Source organism: Cytobacillus oceanisediminis 2691 (assembly GCF_007678455.1).
GTDB classification, from domain to species: Bacteria; Bacillota; Bacilli; order Bacillales; family Cytobacillaceae; genus Mesobacillus; species Mesobacillus oceanisediminis_A.
This window is the reverse complement of the sequence record NZ_VEEP01000007.1, coordinates 75244-97289: the sequence shown is the minus strand read 5'-3', so window position 1 is coordinate 97289 and position 22046 is coordinate 75244. Positions and strand designations below refer to the sequence as shown.

At 44.5% G+C, this 22046-nt stretch carries 27 protein-coding genes; 13 read left to right on the top strand and 14 right to left on the bottom strand.

Features of this window, described 5'->3' with window-relative positions:
• Positions 1-27: 27 nt before the first annotated feature.
• Positions 28-585: a DUF5366 family protein gene (locus tag FS736_RS14750; protein ID WP_144478588.1), complete on the bottom strand. Its 558-nt coding sequence runs from the start codon at positions 583-585 to the stop codon at positions 28-30.
• Positions 586-729: 144 nt separating this feature from the next.
• Positions 730-933, bottom strand: a complete 204-nt coding sequence (locus FS736_RS14745) for a hypothetical protein (RefSeq protein ID WP_144478586.1) — start codon at positions 931-933, stop codon at positions 730-732.
• A 308-nt stretch (positions 934-1241) separates the two neighbouring features.
• Here FS736_RS14745 and FS736_RS14740 point away from each other — a divergent pair, with 308 nt between their 5' ends.
• The 8 genes from FS736_RS14740 to FS736_RS14705 all read left to right on the top strand — a co-directional run bounded on the left by FS736_RS14740 (position 1242) and on the right by FS736_RS14705 (position 8294).
• Positions 1242-3659: a Na+/H+ antiporter subunit A gene (locus FS736_RS14740; RefSeq protein WP_144478584.1), complete on the top strand. Its 2418-nt coding sequence runs from the start codon at positions 1242-1244 to the stop codon at positions 3657-3659.
• Positions 3646-4068: a Na(+)/H(+) antiporter subunit B gene (locus FS736_RS14735; protein WP_144478582.1), complete on the top strand. Its 423-nt coding sequence runs from the start codon at positions 3646-3648 to the stop codon at positions 4066-4068. The genes FS736_RS14740 and FS736_RS14735 overlap by 14 nt, the downstream gene beginning before the upstream one ends.
• Positions 4068-4409, top strand: a complete 342-nt coding sequence (locus tag FS736_RS14730) for a Na(+)/H(+) antiporter subunit C (protein ID WP_144478580.1) — start codon at positions 4068-4070, stop codon at positions 4407-4409. Before FS736_RS14735 ends, FS736_RS14730 begins: the two co-directional genes overlap by 1 nt.
• Positions 4402-5883 (top strand): Na+/H+ antiporter subunit D, encoded by a 1482-nt coding sequence (locus FS736_RS14725; RefSeq protein WP_144478578.1) that lies wholly within the window; start codon positions 4402-4404, stop codon positions 5881-5883. Before FS736_RS14730 ends, FS736_RS14725 begins: the two co-directional genes overlap by 8 nt.
• A gap of 6 nt (positions 5884-5889) precedes the next feature.
• Positions 5890-6366, top strand: coding sequence for a Na+/H+ antiporter subunit E (locus FS736_RS14720; protein WP_144478576.1), 477 nt, complete (start codon positions 5890-5892; stop codon positions 6364-6366).
• Positions 6366-6656, top strand: coding sequence for a Na(+)/H(+) antiporter subunit F1 (locus FS736_RS14715; RefSeq protein WP_144478574.1), 291 nt, complete (start codon positions 6366-6368; stop codon positions 6654-6656). The genes FS736_RS14720 and FS736_RS14715 overlap by 1 nt, the downstream gene beginning before the upstream one ends.
• Positions 6634-7005, top strand: coding sequence for a monovalent cation/H(+) antiporter subunit G (mnhG, locus tag FS736_RS14710; RefSeq protein ID WP_144478572.1), 372 nt, complete (start codon positions 6634-6636; stop codon positions 7003-7005). Before FS736_RS14715 ends, mnhG begins: the two co-directional genes overlap by 23 nt.
• A gap of 140 nt (positions 7006-7145) precedes the next feature.
• Positions 7146-8294 carry an FAD-dependent monooxygenase gene (locus tag FS736_RS14705; protein ID WP_144478570.1) on the top strand — a complete coding sequence of 383 codons (1149 nt, stop codon included), beginning with the start codon at positions 7146-7148 and terminating at the stop codon, positions 8292-8294.
• A gap of 967 nt (positions 8295-9261) precedes the next feature.
• On the opposite strand, the gene FS736_RS14700 is transcribed toward FS736_RS14705, so the two are convergent.
• A complete protein-coding gene (locus tag FS736_RS14700) occupies positions 9262-9648 on the bottom strand; it encodes a PaaI family thioesterase (protein WP_144478568.1) in 387 nt (128 codons plus the stop codon).
• A gap of 125 nt (positions 9649-9773) precedes the next feature.
• Here FS736_RS14700 and FS736_RS14695 point away from each other — a divergent pair, with 125 nt between their 5' ends.
• Entirely contained in the window at positions 9774-9935 is a 162-nt protein-coding gene (locus FS736_RS14695) for an asparagine synthase (protein WP_144479017.1), read from the top strand.
• Between the two features lie 30 nt (positions 9936-9965).
• On the opposite strand, the gene FS736_RS14690 is transcribed toward FS736_RS14695, so the two are convergent.
• Complete coding sequence (locus FS736_RS14690; RefSeq protein ID WP_144478566.1) at positions 9966-10601, bottom strand: DedA family protein; 636 nt, start codon at positions 10599-10601, stop codon at positions 9966-9968.
• Between the two features lie 202 nt (positions 10602-10803).
• Here FS736_RS14690 and FS736_RS14685 point away from each other — a divergent pair, with 202 nt between their 5' ends.
• The gene (locus FS736_RS14685) at positions 10804-11145 is read left to right on the top strand and encodes a YuzC family spore coat inner layer protein (protein ID WP_144478564.1); all 342 of its coding nucleotides are present in this window, start codon (positions 10804-10806) and stop codon (positions 11143-11145) included.
• A 39-nt stretch (positions 11146-11184) separates the two neighbouring features.
• Here FS736_RS14685 and FS736_RS14680 read toward each other — a convergent pair whose 3' ends face one another.
• From FS736_RS14680 to FS736_RS14660, 5 genes are all read right to left on the bottom strand, one after another.
• The gene (locus tag FS736_RS14680; RefSeq protein WP_144478562.1) at positions 11185-11367 is read right to left on the bottom strand and encodes a hypothetical protein; all 183 of its coding nucleotides are present in this window, start codon (positions 11365-11367) and stop codon (positions 11185-11187) included.
• A gap of 95 nt (positions 11368-11462) precedes the next feature.
• Positions 11463-12059 (bottom strand): sulfite oxidase-like oxidoreductase, encoded by a 597-nt coding sequence (locus FS736_RS14675; RefSeq protein ID WP_144478560.1) that lies wholly within the window; start codon positions 12057-12059, stop codon positions 11463-11465.
• A gap of 95 nt (positions 12060-12154) precedes the next feature.
• On the bottom strand, positions 12155-13468 hold the full coding sequence (locus tag FS736_RS14670; protein ID WP_144478558.1) for a Na+/H+ antiporter family protein: 1314 nt from the start codon (positions 13466-13468) through the stop codon (positions 12155-12157).
• A gap of 243 nt (positions 13469-13711) precedes the next feature.
• Positions 13712-15223: a leucyl aminopeptidase gene (locus tag FS736_RS14665; RefSeq protein WP_144478557.1), complete on the bottom strand. Its 1512-nt coding sequence runs from the start codon at positions 15221-15223 to the stop codon at positions 13712-13714.
• A gap of 86 nt (positions 15224-15309) precedes the next feature.
• A complete protein-coding gene (locus FS736_RS14660) occupies positions 15310-15687 on the bottom strand; it encodes a DUF309 domain-containing protein (RefSeq protein WP_144479015.1) in 378 nt (125 codons plus the stop codon).
• Positions 15688-15815: 128 nt separating this feature from the next.
• Here FS736_RS14660 and FS736_RS14655 point away from each other — a divergent pair, with 128 nt between their 5' ends.
• The gene (locus FS736_RS14655; protein WP_144478556.1) at positions 15816-16289 is read left to right on the top strand and encodes a divergent PAP2 family protein; all 474 of its coding nucleotides are present in this window, start codon (positions 15816-15818) and stop codon (positions 16287-16289) included.
• Positions 16290-16304: 15 nt separating this feature from the next.
• The gene (locus tag FS736_RS14650; protein ID WP_144478555.1) at positions 16305-17072 is read left to right on the top strand and encodes a cobalamin-binding protein; all 768 of its coding nucleotides are present in this window, start codon (positions 16305-16307) and stop codon (positions 17070-17072) included.
• A 35-nt stretch (positions 17073-17107) separates the two neighbouring features.
• On the opposite strand, the gene FS736_RS14645 is transcribed toward FS736_RS14650, so the two are convergent.
• From FS736_RS14645 to FS736_RS14630, 5 genes are all read right to left on the bottom strand, one after another.
• Positions 17108-17818, bottom strand: coding sequence for a 3D domain-containing protein (locus FS736_RS14645; protein ID WP_144478554.1), 711 nt, complete (start codon positions 17816-17818; stop codon positions 17108-17110).
• A 219-nt stretch (positions 17819-18037) separates the two neighbouring features.
• Entirely contained in the window at positions 18038-18358 is a 321-nt protein-coding gene (locus FS736_RS14640) for a YuiB family protein (RefSeq protein ID WP_144478553.1), read from the bottom strand.
• A 135-nt stretch (positions 18359-18493) separates the two neighbouring features.
• Positions 18494-18619, bottom strand: coding sequence for a YuiA family protein (locus FS736_RS24365; protein ID WP_186326803.1), 126 nt, complete (start codon positions 18617-18619; stop codon positions 18494-18496).
• A 156-nt stretch (positions 18620-18775) separates the two neighbouring features.
• Positions 18776-19258 carry an NUDIX domain-containing protein gene (locus tag FS736_RS14635; protein ID WP_144478552.1) on the bottom strand — a complete coding sequence of 161 codons (483 nt, stop codon included), beginning with the start codon at positions 19256-19258 and terminating at the stop codon, positions 18776-18778.
• Between the two features lie 179 nt (positions 19259-19437).
• Entirely contained in the window at positions 19438-20655 is a 1218-nt protein-coding gene (locus tag FS736_RS14630) for an NAD(P)/FAD-dependent oxidoreductase (protein WP_144478551.1), read from the bottom strand.
• Positions 20656-21030: 375 nt separating this feature from the next.
• Between FS736_RS14630 and FS736_RS14625 the strand changes: the two genes are divergently transcribed.
• Positions 21031-22026, top strand: a complete 996-nt coding sequence (locus FS736_RS14625) for an NAD(P)/FAD-dependent oxidoreductase (protein WP_144478550.1) — start codon at positions 21031-21033, stop codon at positions 22024-22026.
• The last annotated feature ends 20 nt before the right edge of the window (positions 22027-22046 follow it).

Below are 22046 nucleotides of genomic sequence, written 5' to 3'. Positions count from 1 at the left end.
ATACCGACCAAATGAATGGTTCGGCACTTAAATCGGCAAGCTTGCAAGCAGGCTGTTATATACTTTTACCGCCAGGTACACTACACCAAGCACGAGGGTGCTCCAAAGGATGGTCTGAAAGAAGACGGTTCCGATCAATCCTGCCATTGTGAGTTTGGGACTGATTTTGTAGACAAAATAAATGAAATAAATCATCGTGGCTAAAAAGAATATGGCTCCGATCCCGATGAAACTGAAGAAGCTGACAAGCGCTGCAATCCCGCCTGCAAAATAAATGACGGCTCCTTTGCGGATGAATTTCAGGCTTTCTCCCTCGTAATCTACGGAAAACAATAACAGGCTAACCTCATTAATCGTATCGGCAATCAGCTTCAGGGCAGCGAATACCATAAAAAAAACGACCATCAGCAAGGCAAGCAATGACAGCTTGATGCCAGTATGCGAAAAGAATTCCATCATTCCATCATAAATTCCGGCATTTTTCAGGACTGTCAGCAGCTCTATTTCCGTACGGACAGAAAGAGCCAGGCTGAACATCAGGATGGACATCAAAGGAAAGTAACTTGTAAAATAGGCATTTTTCATGTTGTTTTTTCACTCATTCCTTTCATAATCATTATGAAAGAAATGGCGAAAGCTGGCAATAAAAACAAAAAGAAAAAAGCCCCCAAAAGGAACTTTTATTTTTTTGAAACCTTTTCGCTTTTCATCCGTATGAACAGGTTGGAGTTATTGCGGCACAATCCGGACGTATTCTCTTGAACCGAATGGAATATATTCAGCTGTTTCAACCTCGTCCATATCTGATTGCTGGACATTCAGCACTCCAGGTCCTTTATTTGACAACTCTTTGTTGTCCCTTTGCTCGAGTAACATGAACCCCGTAAACAAACTCAGGAATATCCCAACACATACAATCAGCTTTCGGGCCATGGCTTATCCCCCCTATTCACTGTTAGTATGCAGAAAGAATCAGGATTTTATTCAGCATTCGACAACAAGTGCCAGTGAATTAAACTTCCAAAAGCTGTCTTGAAAGGAAGCATATTCAGGGATGTACCAGGCCGCGTGCTGGTGCTGGATTCAGAAAACATTGATTTATCAAGGCCGTGGACATGCATCCCCGCCTTTTTTACGATATAATTTTTACAACAGGGAGTTAGGAGCATGAAGTTGGGTTAAATGGCAAAAAATATAATGTTAATCCATGAATTTGGAATTAAATAAGGAGGTATTATCATTTGTCTTTACTACACCTTGCAGTTTTATCACCGCTTTTACTCGCGATCTTAATTCCATTTATACATAAGTATTTCAAGAGTATCCATACAGGCTGGTTCCTGCTGCCGCTGCCGGCCGTGCTGTTTGCATACTTCCTGAAGTTCATTGGTACCACTGGCCATGGCGGCACAGCCATGGAAACGGTGCCCTGGATTTCATCCCTTGGGATTGATTTCACGTTAAAAGTTGACGGCCTTGGGCTGTTATTCGCCCTGTTGATCACCGGAATCGGCGCTCTGGTTGTTCTGTATTCGATTTATTATCTGTCACCAGACAAGGAAAAGCTGAATACCTTCTATGTCTACTTGCTTTTATTCATGGGCGCCATGCTCGGCGTCGTTTTGTCGGACAACCTGATCGTCCTTTATACATTCTGGGAGCTGACCAGTTTTTCATCATTCCTGCTGATCGGGTACTGGAACGATCGTGAACGCTCACGCTACGGTGCGCAGAAATCGATGCTAATCACAGTTTTCGGGGGACTATCAATGCTCGGGGGCATCCTGATGCTCTACATCATCACAGGGACCTTCAGCATTTCCGAAACGATTCAAATGTCCAATCAAGTCATGAACCATCCTTTATTCACCGTTACCTTGATTCTATTTTTGCTCGGTGCTTTTACAAAATCAGCGCAGTTCCCGTTCCACATCTGGCTGCCTGATGCCATGGAGGCTCCTACTCCTGTCAGTGCGTATCTGCACTCAGCGACGATGGTCAAGGCCGGCATCTATCTTGTTGCCCGCATGACACCTGTTTTTGCCCATTCAGGCACATGGGTATGGCTCGTCGCCGGAATCGGTGTGCTCACATTGTTCTGGGGTTCTTTTTCTGCAGTAAAACAGACTGATTTAAAAGCAATTCTCGCATTCTCAACTGTCAGCCAGCTCGGTATGATTATGTCGCTTCTTGGAGCTGGTGCCGCTGCACTTCATTATGGCACGATCAAGGATGGCTATTTTATCGTGGCGGTCACTGCCGCTGTCTTCCATCTGATCAATCACGCCACGTTCAAAGGGAGCCTTTTCATGGTAACAGGAATTATCGACCATGAAACTGGGACAAGGGATATTCGCAAGCTTGGCGGTTTGATGAACTTCATGCCAATCACATTCACGCTTGCCATTATCGGAACCTTCTCCATGGCAGGAATTCCTCCATTCAATGGATTCCTGAGTAAGGAAATGTTCTTTACAGGGATGCTGCGAGTGGCGGAAATGGATATTTTCAATATGGATACTTGGGGCAACCTGTTCCCGGTGATTGCCTGGACCGCAAGTGTTTTCACATTCCTTTACAGCATGATGTATGTATTCAAAACCTTCACTGGCAAGTATCAGCCTGAAAAGTTGGAAAAGAAACCGCATGAAGCACCTATCGGCATGCTGATTTCTCCGGTTATTCTTGCATCACTTGTGATCATTTTCGGTATTTTTCCGAATGTACTGTCTCATAACATCATTTCGCCAGCCATGGGAGCCATCCTCCCTTCATTGCTTGAAAATGGCGAGGGATTCGATGTTCATATTTCACACTGGCACGGACCGACAGCTGAATTGTTCATGACGATCGGTGTCATCGCGATCGGAATTCTGCTTTATAAATTCTTGCCAAAATGGACAGGCGTTTATCGCATATTCCCTGAGCGCCTGGCACTTAATCATTTATATGACCGAGGACTGGAAACCATCCAGCTGGTATCTAAAAATATCACAAAGTCTTATATGACGGGGTTCATCCGGTCATATCTAGTGTATATTTTCTCATTCTTCATTTTGATCCTGGCTTCGACTCTTTTCTATAAAAATGCATTTAAGATGGATCTCAGCAATATTGCCCCAGTCCACATTACTGAAGTCATACTGGTGCTGATCATTGCTGTATCATCGATTATGATTTTATTTGCCAAATCAAGATTGACTTCAATTATCCTGCTCGGTGCTGTCGGGTATACAGTCGCTCTATTCTTCGTCATTTTCCGGGCGCCTGACCTCGCACTGACACAACTAGTGATCGAAACGGTTTCTGTAGCGCTGTTCCTGCTCGCGTTTTATCACTTGCCTCAGATCAGAAGGAACGAAGAGCGAATCCGCTTTAGGGCTACGAACGCTGTAATTTCAATTGGCGTCGGAGCAATCGTGACGATGATTGCCCTATCTGCCCACAGCAATAAAATGTTTGGGTCGATTGCGGATTATTATATTGAGAATACCTATAAAAAAGCTGGCGGCGAAAACATGGTCAACGTCATCCTTGTTGATTTCCGCGGCTTTGACACAATGTTTGAAATTACCGTACTTGGCATCGCTGCCCTCGGGATTTTCGCGATGATCAAGCTGCGCATGACTAGGGGGAAAGAATTGGATGAAAACAAATGATATAATCCTCCAGACTGTCACGAAGTTAACCTTGTTTGTCATCATCCTGTTTTCTATCCACCTGTTCTTTGCAGGCCATTACCATCCGGGTGGAGGATTCGTTGGCGGGTTAATGACATCCGGGGCAATCGTCCTCCTGCTGCTGGCTTTTGATATAAAGACGGTCAAGGCAATCTTGCCTGTCGATTATATTAAACTGATCGCGGTCGGACTGATCTTTGCAATCGGAACTGGAGCAGGAGGTTTATTTTTCAATAAGCCATTCCTGACGCATGCCTATACTTATGTTTATTTGCCGCTCCTCGGCAAAACATCTCTGCATACGGCGGTATTGTTTGATACCGGAGTTTTCCTTGTCGTCATTGGTGTGACAATGACCATTATTCAAACGATTGGAGAGAGCGAATAATGGAAATCTTAATGGCATTTCTAATTGGAATCTTATTTATGACAGCCACCTACCTGATGCTTTCGAAAAGCCTGCTCAGGATTATTATTGGTACGGGCCTGTTAAGCCATGGAGCCCATTTGTTGATTTTAACAATGGGAGGTTTGAAGAGGGGGACAGTCCCTTTGCTGGGTGAACATGCCGAATCCTACGTTGACCCGCTGCCACAGGCGCTGATTTTGACTGCGATCGTCATCAGCTTTGGTGTGACGGCATTTTTCCTGGTGCTGGCCTATCGTGCTTATCAGGAGCTTGGAACGGATAATATGGATCGCTTGAGAGGAAAGGAAGGACATGAATAATCTAATCATCTTACCCATCTTAATTCCTCTGATAACAGGGGTTATACTCATATTTTTCTCAAAAAATATCATGGCCCAGCGCTGGATATCTGCAATAAGCGCGGTAATCACTGTTATTGCAGCCTCCATGCTGGCAAACCATGTATATAGAGATGGCATCCAGACAATGGACCTCAGTAACTGGGAAGCGCCTTACGGGATTACGCTCGTATCGGATATGCTTTCCTCCCTGCTTGTATTGACGACGAGCATCATCGCTCTTGCCGCTTTATTCTATTCCTTTAAATCTATTGGGGAAGCGCGCGAAAAATTTTATTATTATGCGGTTGTCAACTTTCTGCTGGTAGGTGTAAACGGTGCCTTTACAACAGGGGATATATTCAACTTGTTTGTATTTTTCGAAGTAATGCTAATGTCTTCGTATGTGCTGCTGGTATTGGGCGGGACGAAAATCCAGCTTCGCGAATCGATAAAATACATACTTGTTAACGTCATTTCATCAGCACTGTTCGTCATCGCAGTCGCTTATTTGTACTCAGTAGTAGGGACATTGAATATGGCACATATCTCGGTGAGGATCAGCGAACTTGGAGACATGGGCATCATTACGGTCATTGCTGTATTGTTCCTGATTGTATTTGGCCTGAAGGGAGCGATTTTCCCGCTTTATTTCTGGCTTCCAGGATCTTATTATGCACCCCCTGCACCAGTAATGGCCTTGTTTGGAGCATTGCTGACTAAGGTCGGTGTCTACTCGATCACAAGGACTTACACGCTGTTCTTTTACCATGATGCCGGCTATACGCATCAATTGCTCCAGATTCTTTCCATCCTGACGATCATCGTCGGTGCTATCGGAGCAATTGCATATTCGGACATCAAGAAAATCATCATTTATAACATTATCGTGGCAGTCGGGGTTATTCTTTTCGGGGTCTCTGTACTGACCCCAGAATCTCTAACAGGCTCCGTGTTTTACCTGATCCATGACATGAACATCAAAGCCGCGCTCTTCTTGTTGATTGGAATCATCATTGCAATTACAGGGACGAGTGACCTGAATAAGATTAGCGGTCTGATCAATGGATATCCCGCTTTAGGATGGACCTTCTTCATCGCTGCGCTGGCACTCGCAGGAATACCGCCGCTCAGCGGATTTGCAGGTAAAATCATGCTGATCCGATCCGGCTTCGAGAATGAAAGCTATCTTGGTGCGTTCGTTGTCCTGATGTCTAGTTTACTGGTCCTGTTTTCCGTCATGAAAATATTTATCCGAGGCTTCTGGGGAACACCTCGAGCTTATAAGAATGAGGAAAAAGCTCCAGTGAAATGGCTGCTCATCGCACCGGCCGTCCTGACCGCGTTCGCTGTCCTGTACGGCTTCGGAACTGAAGCAATTTATCCGGTCATATCCAATGCAGCAGAAACGCTGGCGAATCCGGAAATCTATATCAATGCTGTTTTAAAGGAGTGATGAGACATGGCTTTTCAAATCTTGCTGAATTTCATTCTGGCCTTTGTGTGGATGTTCCTTAAAACATCCTACTCCCCGGCTTCGTTTTTCGTCGGGTATTTCTTCGGCCTGCTCATCATTTATATTTTCCGCCGCTTCTTCACTTCCCGTTTTTATTTGTTGAGGGTAGTGGCAGTAGTAGAACTGATCTACATTTTTACGAGGGAATTAATCCTTTCAAATATCGATGTCCTAAAGGCAGTTCTAAGGCCCAAGCTCAATATCAAGCCCGGAATCTTCGCATTCCCGACAGAATTGAAGCAAGACTGGGAGATTACAATGCTCGCAAACTTGATAACCTTGACCCCTGGAACACTTGTCGTCGATATCTCTGATGATAATAAGATTCTGTATGTACATGCGATGGACATCAGTGATGCGGACGAAGCGATTCAGAGCATCAAAAATACGTTCGAAAAGGCAATTATGGAGGTGAGCCGATAATGTTCGATACCGTCATGTGGATTTCAGTTACCTTCATATCACTTGCGATGATAGGCCTGATTTACCGTGTTATCAAGGGGCCGACAGTGGCTGACCGGGTAGTTGCCCTGGACGCGATCGGCATCAGTCTGGTTTCTGTGGTTGCTTTAGTGTCAATCCTTCTCGATACGAGTGCATTTCTCGATATCATCCTGCTGATAGGGATCCTGGCATTCATCGGAACAGTCGCCTTTTCAAAGTTTCTTGAGAAGGGAGTAATCATGGAATATGACAGAAATGGAGATCGTTAAGTTTTTTGCAGGCTTATTCATCCTGATCGGCGCATTCCTCAGCCTTGTGACGGCATTCGGGCTTATCAGGCTGCCGGATGTTTATACGAGGAACCACGCGGCATCAAAAAGTGCCACGATGGGGGTAATGCTTGTATTGCTTGGAACCTTCCTTTATTTTTGGCTAATTGAAGATCATTTTAATTCCCGATTATTGTTGGGAATTGGCTTCATCTTCCTTACATCCCCTGTTGCCGGGCATCTGATTTCAAGAGCAGCATATAACAGCGGGGTAAAACTGTCGGACCGTACTGTGCAGGACGACCTTGCAAAGGCACGGAAAGAGATCGCTGAAAATCAATCCAAATAACGATATGAAAGGCCATCAGGTACATCCCCCTGATGGCCTTTTTTTGTACATGGAAAATTCAAAGTTTATCCATACCAACCTCAGAAGCACCGGAGTATAGTTAAGATGATAAGTCAGTCTGACAGAATGGAGGGAGAAAAATGGAGGATGAAAAAATTGCAATCGTCGGCGGCGGAATCAGCGGATTATGCACAGCCATTGCCCTGCAGAAAAATGGAATCCATGCAGAAGTTTATGAAAAAGCAAAAAAGGTCAACGAACCGGATACAGGAATTATTTTAAGCGGTAATGCAATAAGGGCCTTTTACATCATGGGTTTGGGATCCCAATTACGGAATAACGGACTTGAATCGGATGCCTGTCTGCTGAAATCCGACTTTGGGAACAACATTGCAAATTTTCATTACCAGCCTCCCACCCCTATACCAAATTACTTGTTCATCCAACGATCTGTCCTTCAAAAGATATTATTGGATGCACTCCTCCCAGGTTCTCTTCATTTAGAAAAGCATGTAACTGATTTTACAGATGATGAAGCTGTTACATTATTTTTTAAAGATGGCACCAGCGCAGAATCAGACTATCTGATTGCCTGTGACGGTGCTTCATCTTCCGTCCGCTCTAAGATGTTTCCAAACAGCTCACTTACCTACACAGGTTTTTCCTGCTGGCGAGGCATCATCGAATACGCACCATTCAAAGTCACTGCCTATACTGAAACCTGGGGAGCCAGAGGAAGATTCGGCATCGCTCCTTTACGAGACCAGCAAATCTTTTGGTATGCCTTAAAAAAATCGCCAGAAGCCAGCAGCCTGCGCGAATGGACTCCAATCGACTTATTGTTCAACTTTTTCTACTATCATGATCCAATCCAGGAAATACTGGAAAACACCCCAAACAACCAGATTATTTACGACGATTTGTATGAACTGAACCCCTTAACACCCCTGCAATCCGGAAATATTCTATTACTCGGCGATGCAGCTCACGCCTCAATGCCCAACATAGGCCAGGGAGCTTCACAGGCAATTGAAGATGCAGTATACCTGGCAAAATGGATCAGTAAAGAAGACTCGGTGTTAAATGCTTTTAAAAAATACACTCAGCACAGACAAGAACGGATTAAGCTGATTAAAGATGAAATGAAAATCTACGGGTTGGCCTCACAAATCGATTTCCCGATTCTCAGCTCCATTCGAAATAAACTGCTTCAAATGACACCAGCCTCCTTCCACAATGAGAAGCTGCGGCGAATCATTGAAATCGAGGAGGATATGGAAACAATGTGATTGACACTGTGCAGGTTTCAGGGGCGGACAATCTATTGGTATCAGGCAGGAGTAGGGAGCACTAGCCTGATACATGACCAGATTCCTGCTGAAAGCTGCGAAAAGCAGCCTTCGTTTTTGACAGATTATTGTCGTTTCTCTTCATACCTGTCAAAAATACGATGGTTTCTTGACAGCTTTTCGGCTTATACCTTCAGACTTGTCAAAATAATGATGGTTTCTTGACAGCTTTTCGGCTTCTACCTCCGGACCTGTCAAAATAACGTTGCTTTCTTGACAACTTTTCGGCTTCTACTCACAGACCTGTCAAAATAACGTTGCTTTCTTGACTGCTTTTCGGCTTGTACCTTAAGACCTGTCAAAATAATGATGCTTTCTTGACAGCTTTTCGGCTTCTACCCCTGGACCTGTCAAAATAACGACGCTTTCTTGACAACTTTTCGGCTTGTACCTTAAGACCTGTCAAAATAACGACGCTTTCTTGACAGCTTTTCGGCTTCTATCTTCAGACCTGTCAAAATAATGACGCTTTCTTGACAACTTTTCGACTTCTACCTACAGACCTGTCAAAATAACGATGCTTTCTTGACAACTTTTCGACTTCTACCTCCGGACCTGTCAAAATAACGTTGCTTTCTTGACAGCTTTTGCCCTTCTATCTTCAGAACTGTCAAAATAACGATGTTTTCTTGACAGCTTTTCCAGTTTTTCCTCCCTACCTGTCCGAACTTCGGGCTACTTCGGACAGCTTTTTCAGGTTTCCTCCTTAACCTGTCCGAACTTCGAGCTACTTCGGACAACTTTTCCAGTTTTTCCCCATAACATGTCCGAACTTGGGGCTGCTTCGGACAGCTTTTTCAGTTTTTCCCCATAACCTGTCCGAACTTTGGGCTACTTTGGAAAGCTTCACCATTTTTCCCTCCAACCATGTCCGAACCATAAAAAAACACCAGCCAACTCGGCTGGTTTATTTTTTGCGTTTGATCACAGCGATGGTGCATCTGGATATGCAGACAAGATTGTCGTCTTCGTCTGTTATTTTTATATCCCAGACCATCGTCGTTTTTCCCTGATGGAGAACGGTGCCAAGGGCTGTGACTACTCCGTCTCTTTTTGCCCTGATGTGGTTGGCGTTGATTTCAAGACCGACCACGACTTCGTTCTCTTTGTCGACCAACTCGAAAGCGCCTACGCTGGCGACAGTTTCTGCAAGGGCAACAGATGCTCCGCCATGCAGCAGGCCAAATGGCTGCCTTGATCTTTCATCGACCGGCATCGTGGCGACCACTTTTCCTTTTTGCAGTTCTGTTACTTCAATTCCAAGTGAGCCCAGCAATGTGTTGTTCAAATCCATATTCTTTAGCCTCCTTATATTTGGCAAACAATTCACAGGTGCTTGCGGGAAAAACTAATATTGTCCTTACCACTAAGGACCAACAAAATCATGGGGGGATTCATTTGAACCGAATTCGCGAAGGCATGATCCCGACAGTTTTAGGTACAGCTGTCACGGCTGCAGGTTATGCGATGAAACAAAATCGCAAGATCGACAAAATGGTTTCCAACACGGTATTCGGTTTCGGATTGGCTCATATTGTTCTGGGGGCCATTGATTTGGTTGAGCACAGGAACGATTTTTAGCAAAAATGGACAAGTTCCAGGTGAAGGCGGCTATTTATGCTGCCTTTCCTGATATATGGCTTGATCCATTTCAGTAGCTGTTTCCTTAACTTTTCTCCGCCGTACCATGATAGTAATAAAGACAATCACACCAGCAAGAACCACAAGCCACAGCTCATCGCTATATCTCATGATCAGATCCATTTTATCGCCAAATAGATAGCCTAACACAAAAGCAATCAATACCCATATAAAAGCACCGCTATATGCGAAGATGGCAAACGTTCTGAACGAAAGCCTGCTGATACCATAAAGAAATGGCACCAAATAACGGGCTCCAGGAACAAAACAGCTTAATGATAAGGAGAATGCATGGTATTTCTGCATTAACCCCATAGCGGATTCAATTGAATTTGCAAACCGCTTTTTTCTTCTCATTATCTGTAATAATCTTCTTCCTATCACCCTTCCAAAAAAATAGCTGGAAGTGAAAGCTGCAGAGATCCCCAAATATGTAACACCAAAGGCAAGCATTGGGGTTAAAGCCCCCTGGGATGAAGCCATGCCGACAGTCATCATTATAACCTCGTTTGGTACTGGAAGGATGAACACCCCAAACCACAACCATAAAAACAACCCTAAATAGCCGTTTTCGTCAATTATATTGACGACCAGATCTAAATCCATGAGGTCCCCCCCTTTCATGCTACCTTGGTCCGATTCTATTTCAACCGGGAAGTTATTATGTATAACAATTCTCCTTTTACGTTGGTATACCCTTTTTTTCAAGCATATAAGTATTTTTGAGCTTTTCCCTCCTTCATACTTGAGAGTCAGCTTTCATACATTGAATCATATTATGAAATACCCGGCTGGAGGGAGGGTACCTATGCATTGTTTATTTTTTTATAAGAATCAGCATCCCGATACTCGTCCATTTCCTGAAGTGAGCTCAACCCTGTTCAAAACATCGGCGTTAAAATCAATTGCCCTGATGAAAGATGCAAATATCGTAATGAGCAAAATCACGTCTTCGTCCTCTTTTTCCAGGGATTTAATGTCTGCTGCGCAGCAATCAAATACAAAAGAAGTGGAGCGAATGATTAGAGCAACAGGAATCAAACGAATGCCAAAAATCGATTATGACCCCGATGGAATCACCATGAATTTCACGGATTATGCAGGGGAAAAAGAATGCTGCCATATTATCACACAGCTTAGGTGGCACTAAATGGAAAAGGCCGCTGCATTGGAACAGCGGCTTTTATTATTAATAATAAGGGTATCCATAACCATAGCCATAAGGCGGGAATCCCCCATAACCGTAGCCATAGCCGCCGGGGTACAATAACGCGCTGCCTAAAAGGCCTCCCAGCACTCCGCCAATAAACGGACCTCCAAATCCAAAACCAAATGGACGCCGGCCGCCATAAAATGGTCTTCTTCTATTCATAAAGCTGCCTCCCTCTTTTTCTATGCCTATAGTACTTCATATGCATACAGAGGGACAGTTGGATAGGCGTTTGTCCATTGTACTGAAAAAAATGCCTAGTCCCAGGTCATCCGCTGCTCTTTCCACGGGTCTCCATACATGTGATAGCCATTTTCCTCCCAGAAACCAGGCCGGTTTTCAGAGGTGAATTCTATGCCCCTGATCCACTTTGCACTTTTCCAGAAGTAGAGGTGTGGAATGACCGCCCGCAATGGATAGCCATGCTCAGGAGTCAATGGTTCTCCATTATGGGAATGGGCAAGCAGGCTCGTATCCCTGAGGAAATCCTCAACAGGAAGGTTGGTCGTCCAATTTTCTTCAGCATGGAGGATGACATATTTAGCTGCTTCCTTCGGTTTGGCCAGCCTCGCCAGTTCCAGCGTGGAAACTCCTTTCCAAACATTGTCAAGCTTGGACCATCCAGTCACACAGTGTATGTCATTGCCGGAGGACATTTGCGGCAAATCCATCAATTCTTTATATGATAAAATCACTTCTTTTTCGACTAGTCCAAAAATCTTCAGGGTCCAATCATCAAGACTTTTATAAAAAGGGACATTGCCATAATGCAGGACAGGGAACGATGTCGTAACATTCTGGTTCGGCGGGACTCTGTCCGAAGGGCCCTTTTTCCGTGTTTTCCCAAAGTACATGTTAATCACCTCTTTTTATTATCCTACCGAATTTTCATTTTAAAATAAACAAAGCCATCCTCCCTGTAAAAAAGGAGGACGGCTCTTTTTTAAAATTATAAAATCATTGCGGCAATCCAGCCGAAAATGATCAAAGGAATATTGTAGTGCACGAAAGTCGGTACTACTGTATCCCAGATGTGATTGTGCTGAGCGTCCGCATTCAAACCCGCTGTCGGCCCAAGCGTACTGTCGGATGCAGGAGAACCGGCATCACCAAGTGCGGCAGCTGTTCCCACAATCGCAATCGTAGCCATCGGGCTGAAGCCCAATTGAAGACTTAGCGGCACGAAAATCGTTGCAATGATTGGAATCGTCGAGAACGAAGAACCGATTCCCATTGTGACGAGCAATCCGACAACAAGCATCAACAAAGCGCCCATGGCTTTATTATTGCCGATTGCATCGGCAGCCTGCGTAACAAGGGACTCCACATCCCCTGTTTCTTTCAGGACCTCAGCGAATCCGAATGCTGCCAGCATGACGAATCCGATAAACGCCATCATTTTCATACCTTCTGTTAAAAGATTGTCGGCTTCACGCCACTTAATCGCTCCGCTTGCATAAACGACGATGATTCCCGCAAGCGCGCCCATGATCATCGAATCGAAGAACAGCTGTGCTGCAAGGGCTGCGATAATCGCAACAAAAGAGAAAATGATGCCAGTTTTTGAGTACTCATTTCTTTCCATTTCGACCACTTGGTGATCTTGATAATTTCTAGGTTTGCGGTAGGATACGAAAATCGCAATCAGCAAACCGACTACCAGGCCTGCAGTAGGAAGCAGCATCGCTGTGGGGATGTCACCCTTATCAATGTTCATTCCGCCTTCAGCCATATTCGTGGCCAGGATATCGTGGAAAATCCCTCCGAATCCTACCGGCAGCAAGATATATGGCGCCGTCAGTCCGAATGTCAAAACAGATGCTATCAAACGTCTATCAATCTTCAGTTCATTGAAGACAATCAACAATGGCGGAATCAAGATCGGAATGAACGCAATGTGAATCGGAATCAGATTTTGCGAGAAAATCGACATCATTAAAATTAAAATCACGATAATCGCTTTTGAATAAGTCTTTGCTTTTGACTCGCCTTTTTTGCCAATCATGCTGATCATCCAGTCAACGATCAGGTTAGGCAATCCTGTTTTGGAAATAGCCACTGCGAACCCGCCAAGCAAGGCATAGCTCAGCGCAACCTCGGCACTTCCGCCAAGTCCTCCTGAAAAAACTTCAATTGTCTTTTCTATGCTCAAGCCGCCAGTCAACCCGCCGATCAGCGCTCCGGCAATCAATGCTAATACAACATTGACACGAAGCAGACTCAGAATCAGCATCGCCAGTACGGCAATAACAACTGCATTCATTATACGTTCTCCTCTCGGTGATTAAATACTTTAGTTTGGTAAATTGGTAGAGAATTAAAATGACAAGTATTAAATTATCATAGAATTGTTTTTTATGTCAATGGGTTTGTTTGATTTAGTGTTTTGATTGCCATTGAAATTTATGTTAAAAATGGGGGAAAGTACAGATGTGGTAGTTATGCCTCTGTCTGTTCACAAAAAAACCCCAAAGTCTCATGTGAACTTCGGGGTTTTCCATTCTATTTATTTTTCATCTTCTTCTGTCTCGAATCGTTCAACCAGCAATGCGAGTGTTCTGGCCATGACGCCAGTTGCGCCTGCTGGTCCCAGGTCATGCTCTTTGCTAGTAGTAGCCGTTCCAGCGATATCGAGGTGCACCCATGGAGTGCCTTCTGCAAACTCACCGACAAAAGCTCCGCCCATAATCGCATGGCCTTCCGCACCTGGTGAATTGTTCAGGTCGGCAATCTTGCTGCCCCTCACGCGCTCAATGTCGCGCTCGAACAATGGCAGGCGCCAGATTGGCTCTCCTGACTCATAGGAAGCCTCAAGCACTTGTTCAAAGAATTCCTCGTTATTCGTCAAAGCTCCTGATGTATGCAGTCCTAAAGCAGTAATCACGCCGCCTGTCAGAGTTGCTATATCAACCAGGTAATCTGCGCCGTGATGCTTAGCGTATGTCATGGCATCTGCAAGTACAAGCCGTCCTTCTGCATCGGTATTCAGCACTTCAATTGTTTTTCCGCTCATGGATGTGATGACGTCATCCGGCTTGAATGCAGTGCCGCTGATCATGTTGTCAGTAGACGGAATGACGGCAACGACATTGCGCTCGGGTTTCAGTTCACCGATAATCTCCATCGCGCCAAGAACGGCCGCTGCACCGCCCATATCTGACTTCATTCCGACGATGCCGGCCTTCGTTTTAATCGAGTAGCCGCCTGTGTCAAATGTGATGCCCTTGCCGACCAGCCCGATGACATCCTTCCATTCTTCCTTGCCCTGATATTTCAGGACAATCATTTTCGGCGGCTCAGCTGAACCCTGATTGACGGCCAGCAACGCACCCATGCCGAGCTTTTCCATTTCTTCTTTTTCTAAAATTTCTGCTTCAAACTCATATTTTTCTGCGAGCTTCAGCGCATATTCCGCCATATCTGTCGCAGTCAACAGATTGCCCGGTATATTGACGAGCGTTCGTGCTGAATTCGTCCCTTTGCCGAAAACATAGCCGACCTCTAGAGCTGCTTCCACATCGCCTTCTTCATCGGCACTGTAAACAGTAAGGCTCTCAATGCGCTTTTCTGGCTCGTTCGATTTTTGCTTGTAGCCTGCGAATTCATATGTAGCCATCGGGAAAGCTTCTCCAAGTGCGTGTGCTGCATCGTTCAGCTCGACGCTGTCGCTTGTAAAAGTATCCAAAAGCACTGCTGCTTCCGTCCATTTCTCCTTTTTGGCTGTCTTGAACAGACGGCCAAATGCGTCCCTCAAAGTCTCGAATTTATATTCTTTCTCATGTCCAAGCCCGACAAAATAAATCTTCTTCGCGCCAATTTTACCGAAAGTATGTATTTTGGAAACCTCTTTTTTCCTTGTTGAAATATCTCCGCTTTTGATCAGTTCAGTCAATTGTCCGTCAAAAAGCTTGTCTGCTTCCCCAACCACGCCTTCAAGTCCTGATGGCTTATTGAACAGGCCAATCACAAGACAGTCATGGCTTTTGGTCAAATTAAATTGATTGCTAACAGTAAACAAATCCTTCACCCCTCCAAATTTATACTTTCATTATATCGAAACAGCTGAAATATTTCGACTTCCGCAGTTTATTTTCACTTTAGCTCCTAGTCTTCCAGATATAAATATAAAACCGGCAGCTCTGGCAGTGCCCCGACGTCTTCATAGGGAACACGGTCAAGTCCATCTGGGAATGTTTCCAGGCACTTTTCGATGAAGGGATATATTTTTTCCAGATCAAGTCCCCAGTGGATTGGACGGTATGTTTGAAGGTAATCATGCGCTGCCTGCATCATGAGCCGCGCCCCCTTAACATTTCCGTAGCTGTAATGATAGATCGCAACACTCATTTGCAGCAGCCCTTTTAAAAAAAGATTGCCTTTATCCGTCATCCACATATCTTCAAGCAAGTCATGGCAGGTATAATAGTCCCCTTCGTTGAATTTAATAAAGAACTCATAGTACTCTTCAGGGTAGCCTGTCAAATCCCTCACCTCCATCCATCCTGAACGTTAGAACTATTTTATCAAACATCGGCCGCTGGCTGTAATGTTATCATTGAACTTAGGGTATTACTGAAAAAGGTACTTTTATATATAGAGGGGGAACAGCCATGGAATTATTAACGAATTTTCCATTATGGGCCTCGCTGGCGGCGATTTTTTTCGCGCAGTTCGTGAAGGTCCCGATCCAATATATTGCGACGAGGAGGATTGACTGGTCGCTGCTGACGAGTACGGGCGGTATGCCAAGCTCACACTCCGCTGCTGTGACAGCATTGTCGACAGGGGTGGCTCTTCAAGCAGGTCTCGATTCAGCTGTATTTGCTGTTTCGGCTGTCTTTGCGATTATCACGATGTTCGATGCCTCGGGTGTACGCAGGCAGGCTGGAGAGCAGGCTATTGTCCTGAACCAGCTAGTGGCTGATTTTGGCCGCTTCGCCCAGGAAGCAAAGGGATGGCAAAAGAAACCCGAGCAGGAAAAGCAAAAAGAGCTGAAAGAGCTGCTGGGACACAAGCCCATCGAAGTTTTTTTCGGCGGATTGACTGGCATTGTGCTGACTTTGCTGCTGCATTATCTTTTATAAGGCAGGTGGATTTGTATGAAAGTAGTGTCATTATGTCCCAGCAATACCGAAATCATGGAATTTCTCGGGCTGTCTCATCTTCTCGTCGGAGTGGATGATTTCTCCGATTGGCCCGAAGCGGTAAAATCGCTGCCTAAGCTTGGCCCGGACCTTTCGATCGATCTTGATCTTGTTGAAGAATTGAAGCCAGACCTCGTGCTTGCATCTTTAAGCGTGCCTGGTATGGAAAAGAATATCGAAGGCCTGAAGGAACGCAATATTCCCCATATCATTCTGAATCCGCAATCGCTTCAGGATATAGAGAAAGATTTATTGGTCACGGCCGAAGCATTGAACATGCCAGAGCGCGGGCAGAGTGCTGCAGAAAAGTTCAGAAACAGACTCGAGAACATCAGGCAAAAAGGGGAAGCAGTTAAATGGAAACCGAAGCTCTACTGGGAGTGGTGGCCAAAACCTGTATTCACTCCCGGCAGGATCAATTGGCTGACAGAAATATCAGAAGCTGCCGGTGCTGAAAATATTTTTAATGATGTTGAACTTGCCAGCGTACAGACTGACTGGGATGATGTAAAATCCCGGAATCCGGATTATCTGTGCATTGCCTGGGTCGGTGTCAGGAAACAAAAGGTGAAAAAAGAATTGATTACAAACAGGCCCGGCTGGAAAGAACTCGACGCTGTCAAGGAAGACCGTCTTTTCATTCTAGAGGAAGAACTGTATTGCCGGCCGTCCCCCAGACTTCTTGATGGTCTGGAAAAATTGCACCATCTCATCCACAAATAAAAAGGCACTTTCCGCCTGGGAAAGTGCCTAACCTTTTAAGATTTCTTTCCGCTAATATACTGCTGGCGGAAAACCTGCATGGATTCATTTTCGTTGAGTGCTTTCAGGTCATCTTCTGTAAGCTTGCCGTTACCCATTTCAATTATGTATGCGTCCAGCGTCTTCTTGCCCCATTGTTCGTATACATCCTTAACAGTATCATAATATAAATCCACTTTATTTCCCTTGATTGCCCCGCCTTTATCGGCGACAACCCCAAATCCATATCCAGGGATGAAAAGGATGGTCCCGATCGGGAATACATTTAAGTCAGCGGCTACGGTCGAGTAGAGGTCGCGTTTGACCTTCACACCTGAATAAGTAATTCCATAGCCTGGGTGGCCAGGATTTTTACCAGTGGATTCAATTCCTGCCGTATAGCCCGTTGCAATGATCTGCTTTGTCGGGTATTGCGACCAGTTCATTGATTCCTCAAGCGTCGGCGGTGCGCCGGCTACTTTTTCACTAGAAGAGATCTTCGTCGTGAAGTCCGAAACTTTTTTCAAAAACTTAAGGGCAAGCCCCATTGACTTTTTTTTATGATCAAAACTTGAATTTTCCTCTTGTTGTGCGCCAGCACTGTCAAAAACGTATGTAGAAACAGTGGAAGCTTCCACTCCTGAAATCGAGTGGAAAGTTGAAGTTATAGCAGCAAAAAATAAAACTGCCATAGCTGAGCGTTTTGCCCACATTTTTAAAATATTCATATAATTTTTCACTCCTCCCAAATCTATTAATTTCCCAACGAAACAAGAAATATTCCAAAAGGAGCAAAAAAGGGACCAAAAGACCTATTTACACTTCCATTAAAAGTAAAATTTTAATCATTGGATTAATATCTTGACTTTACTAAATTAGTAATAGTCTCTGACCAATCCCTATTTTTATGCATAAAAAAAACCCTCAAAAAATTGAAGGTCACATTCTTAAAACATTTGATATCCTTTTTTTCGTAAAAGTTTGATTACAACACCGGCAAGTATTGCACCTGCAAGCCCGCTGCTCAGAATCAGTATATCTGCGACAGCCAGCTGCGAAATCCGCTGTCCAAGATCACGGAAAGCTTCCCCGCTGTTGCGGAAGTAATCGATCAACCGATATTTATCAATAATGAATATCGCAATCAATGGATAAACGATCGCCATTACCCAGGACATCCTCAGCAGCATATTCAATAAAAATCCAATCCCGAAAAACAGGACAAAAAACAATAACATCGAAATGATCAGTGTGACAACCGTCATCATGTCTATATCCCCCCATTAAACATCATTTCTAGTTTACTGTTAGTCCGTTTTCGAGTCAATGAAATGGTGCAGTATCTCAAAATTCGAGGCAAAAAGAAAAACCCCGCAAATTGCGAAGGTCAAAGATGCTTTGCCTTAATTTTTTGATTTTCCTGAGCCGCTGCAGCAAGTGCATGTTTCTGATCCGCCAAGAAGTAGTTGGAAGTAGCCTTTACCTGAGCAATAAGGACATTCCTTTGAATCATGTGCCTGCATTTTCATAAATGAATCTCTCCTTTATATTATAGAATTTTCTGATAATATATCAGAGATTCCCCATTCTTGAAAAGGTCCGAATTTGACCGAAAACCCCCTTTGAAAACGGATACATCCTATTTTTCCTTTAAATATCTGTCACTTTCTTTAAATTTCAGAAAATTATAAAAATAATTGATATGCGCTATAATGAAACTGCTTTCCCGGGTCCATTCCCTGTTTGCCGCTGATCACATTAGCTATGGGTTTACTCAAAAGGTAATGCAGCAGCATTGAGGTATCAGGGTCTGATTTTAAATGATCAGGTGACAAAAATCCTGCTTCATATAATTCCGTTTCTTGTGCCATTACTTCCTGGTCCGGCAATGGTTTTAATAAAAAAACGAGCATATTATCGCTGATCGACTCCCTGATTACGCCGGTTCGCACCCCTAGAAGACCGATGACAGTGCACTCTATTCCTGTTTCTTCCCTCACTTCCCTGAGAACAGCCTGGTCAGCGGTCTCCCCTTCCTCAACGAAGCCTGCCGGAAGGGACCAGCTTCCTTCCAGGCCGCCGTAGCGCTTTTTGACAACAAGCCAGCGGCCATCCTCATCCATGACAACTCCGGCAACTCCCAGCCAGACATTTTCCCGTTTCCCCATTTCATTCCCATCCAATAACTCATTTTACGAATATTGTACACGATCGAATCTCGCTTAGTCATACATTCCGACTGGGCGAGAAACTTATTATTCCTTCCAACCAGGTCAGCGCGGCTTACCATTTAAGCCATGGACAAAATAAAAACAGGCCCCGCAAAGAGCCTGTTTCAGTACATCTATTATAGAATGTTGAATTTGCCTTTTTTAAGAACCATTGAAGGTCCGCCAATCATATAAAGCGCACGGTTGTCGATCATCTTTTTCATGAAGGAAGCTTTCGTGCCGACCATTTTCTTGCCGAATGCAACGCCGATTGCGTCATCTTCACCAAGGGAACATACTGTTCCTTTGATATCTGGAGTGAAGGTTTCAAGCTCGGTTTTGCCACGGACAAGTGCTGCAAGGTTCCTTGCGCATACTTCACCCTGCTGCATCGCAATTTGTGCAGTCGGAGGGAATGGACGATTGATTTCTTCATTGATGATCAATGAGCAGTCACCGACGATGAATACATCATCTGAACCTGGCAGGCGAAGGTCCGGCTGGACTTTCACACGACCGCGCATTGCTTCAATGCCCGATCTTTCGATGACAGAGCTGCCGCGTACACCAGCTGCCCAGACCACTGTGCCAGCTTTGATTTCTTCGACTTCTTCCTCACCTTTTGCGACGATGATTCCTTCTGGAGTGGCTTCCTTGATTGCTGTTCCGATGCGGAATTCCACGCCTTTTTTCTCGAGCGTAGCAACCGCATAGTTGACAAGTTCAGGGTCGAAACCAGGCAGAACCATTGGCGCTGCTTCAACGCATACGATTTTTACTTTATGGTAATCCACATCATATTCACGGCAAAGTTCAGGAACCCGGTTTGTCAGTTCACCAAGGAACTCGATTCCTGTGAAGCCCGCACCGCCGACAACAATCGTCAGGCGCTCATCTTTCCTCTCGGCTTCAGTATTATATGTTGCGAATTGATATTCGATATGCTCACGGATTTGTCTTGCTGAGTTGACATTGACGATAGAGAAAGCATACTCTTTCAAGCCTTTAATACCAAAAGTTTCAGGTTCAGCACCCAGGGCGATGACCAGATAGTCATAGACGATGTCACCGTTCTCAAGGATTACACGCTTCTCATCCATCTTGATCTCTTCAACAGATCCCTGGACGAATTCAACCTTATGGCGATCGATTACATCACGAACATCATAGCGGACTCTGTCATGATGCAAAGTTCCTGCAGATGCTTCATGCAGCCATGTAGTTTCATAGTGGTAATCATTTTTATTGACAAGGACAATGTCAGCCTCGTTTACTCCAACAGCTTTTTGTAAACGGGTAGCTGTCATTAATCCCCCGTATCCTGCTCCTAAGATTACGATCTTTGGCTTTCTCAAAGTGATCACTTCCACCTTTTTAAAATATTTTTGGTCGACTGGCTTCTCTCTCTTTGCTGCCATCATTTCCCGGATAAGTTTGTGATATTATTCACTAAAATGTTCAAAAAAATGTCCTGAAAATGTCACAAAATCTTAACATTCTTACCTACAATCCATCTTATTCTTTTTACGCCGCATTTTCAAGCGATTCATTTAACTTGGAAATATTCAGAAAATAGGATAATTTCACTATTTACCCGTTTTGTAAAGAGAATTTTCTATGAAATATATTGTTCCACAAGCTTTCTTCTATTATGATTAGGAGTTTATTTTTTCAATTTATGGTATTATAACAATTGGAGCAATTTTACTACATAGTGAGGGGGATATGGAGTGAAAGAAGATCAAAAAGTTTATGACATCACGATTATCGGCGGGGGGCCTGCTGGTCTGTTCACTGCTTTCTACGGCGGAATGAGACAAGCATCTGTTAAGATCATTGAAAGTTTGCCACAGTTAGGCGGGCAATTATCTGCACTTTATCCAGAAAAGTACATATATGATGTTGCCGGCTTTCCAAAAGTCCGTGCCCAGGAGCTGATCAACAACCTGAAGGAGCAAATGGCGAAATTCGAGCCTGCGACTGCTCTTGAACAGTCTGTTGAAAAGCTGGAGAAGCTGGAAGACGGAAATATCAAGCTGACTACTGATAAAGAAGTTCATTATACAAAAACAGTCATCATCACTGCCGGAAACGGTGCGTTCCAGCCACGCAGACTTGAACTTGAAAGCGCTGCACAATACGAAGGCAAGAACCTGCACTATTTCATCGACGACTTGAACCAGTTCGCTGGACAAAAGGTCGCTGTACTGGGCGGCGGGGACTCTGCTGTTGACTGGGCATTGATGCTTGAACCAATTGCTGAGCAGGTAACCATCGTTCACAGACGCGATAAGTTCCGCGCCCACGAGCACAGTGTTGAAAACCTGCAAAATTCAAAGGTTGATATCAAAACACCTTACGTTCCAGCAGAACTGATCGGTGATGGAGAAAAGATCAGCCAGCTAGTACTAAAGGACGCAAACAGCGAAGAAACAGTCGCTGTGGACGTTGACGCGGTCATCTGCAACTTCGGTTTCGTTTCATCTCTGGGACCAATCAAGGAATGGGGCCTTGAAATCGAAAAGAACGCCATCGTCGTCAACTCCAAAATGGAGACGAATATCCCTGGCGTTTACGCTGCAGGCGATATTTGCACATACGAAGGAAAAGTCAAATTGATCGCAACCGGATTCGGTGAAGCACCTACAGCTGTCAACAACGCGAAATCCTATATGGATCCAAAAGCGAAGACACAGCCGCTTCATAGTTCATCTATGTTCAAATAAACAAGAAAAGCGCAAGCGCT

Coding starts and splice junctions, on each gene's coding strand:
- FS736_RS14640 (WP_144478553.1), bottom strand. CDS start 18,358: ATGATGACGGTTGTCACACTGATCATTTCGATGTTATTGTTTTTTGTC.
- FS736_RS24365 (WP_186326803.1), bottom strand. CDS start 18,619: ATGAAAATGCAGGCACATGATTCAAAGGAATGTCCTTATTGCTCAGGT.
- FS736_RS14745 (WP_144478586.1), bottom strand. CDS start 933: ATGGCCCGAAAGCTGATTGTATGTGTTGGGATATTCCTGAGTTTGTTT.
- FS736_RS14705 (WP_144478570.1), top strand. CDS start 7,146: ATGGAGGATGAAAAAATTGCAATCGTCGGCGGCGGAATCAGCGGATTA.
- FS736_RS14645 (WP_144478554.1), bottom strand. CDS start 17,818: ATGAATATTTTAAAAATGTGGGCAAAACGCTCAGCTATGGCAGTTTTA.
- FS736_RS14650 (WP_144478555.1), top strand. CDS start 16,305: ATGAAAGTAGTGTCATTATGTCCCAGCAATACCGAAATCATGGAATTT.
- FS736_RS14720 (WP_144478576.1), top strand. CDS start 5,890: ATGGCTTTTCAAATCTTGCTGAATTTCATTCTGGCCTTTGTGTGGATG.
- FS736_RS14680 (WP_144478562.1), bottom strand. CDS start 11,367: ATGAATAGAAGAAGACCATTTTATGGCGGCCGGCGTCCATTTGGTTTT.
- FS736_RS14670 (WP_144478558.1), bottom strand. CDS start 13,468: ATGAATGCAGTTGTTATTGCCGTACTGGCGATGCTGATTCTGAGTCTG.
- FS736_RS14750 (WP_144478588.1), bottom strand. CDS start 585: ATGAAAAATGCCTATTTTACAAGTTACTTTCCTTTGATGTCCATCCTG.
- FS736_RS14725 (WP_144478578.1), top strand. CDS start 4,402: ATGAATAATCTAATCATCTTACCCATCTTAATTCCTCTGATAACAGGG.
- FS736_RS14735 (WP_144478582.1), top strand. CDS start 3,646: ATGAAAACAAATGATATAATCCTCCAGACTGTCACGAAGTTAACCTTG.
- FS736_RS14635 (WP_144478552.1), bottom strand. CDS start 19,258: ATGGGGAAACGGGAAAATGTCTGGCTGGGAGTTGCCGGAGTTGTCATG.
- FS736_RS14695 (WP_144479017.1), top strand. CDS start 9,774: ATGATCCCGACAGTTTTAGGTACAGCTGTCACGGCTGCAGGTTATGCG.
- FS736_RS14715 (WP_144478574.1), top strand. CDS start 6,366: ATGTTCGATACCGTCATGTGGATTTCAGTTACCTTCATATCACTTGCG.
- FS736_RS14700 (WP_144478568.1), bottom strand. CDS start 9,648: ATGGATTTGAACAACACATTGCTGGGCTCACTTGGAATTGAAGTAACA.
- mnhG (WP_144478572.1), top strand. CDS start 6,634: ATGACAGAAATGGAGATCGTTAAGTTTTTTGCAGGCTTATTCATCCTG.
- FS736_RS14675 (WP_144478560.1), bottom strand. CDS start 12,059: ATGTACTTTGGGAAAACACGGAAAAAGGGCCCTTCGGACAGAGTCCCG.
- FS736_RS14685 (WP_144478564.1), top strand. CDS start 10,804: ATGCATTGTTTATTTTTTTATAAGAATCAGCATCCCGATACTCGTCCA.
- FS736_RS14730 (WP_144478580.1), top strand. CDS start 4,068: ATGGAAATCTTAATGGCATTTCTAATTGGAATCTTATTTATGACAGCC.
- FS736_RS14655 (WP_144478556.1), top strand. CDS start 15,816: ATGGAATTATTAACGAATTTTCCATTATGGGCCTCGCTGGCGGCGATT.
- FS736_RS14690 (WP_144478566.1), bottom strand. CDS start 10,601: ATGGATTTAGATCTGGTCGTCAATATAATTGACGAAAACGGCTATTTA.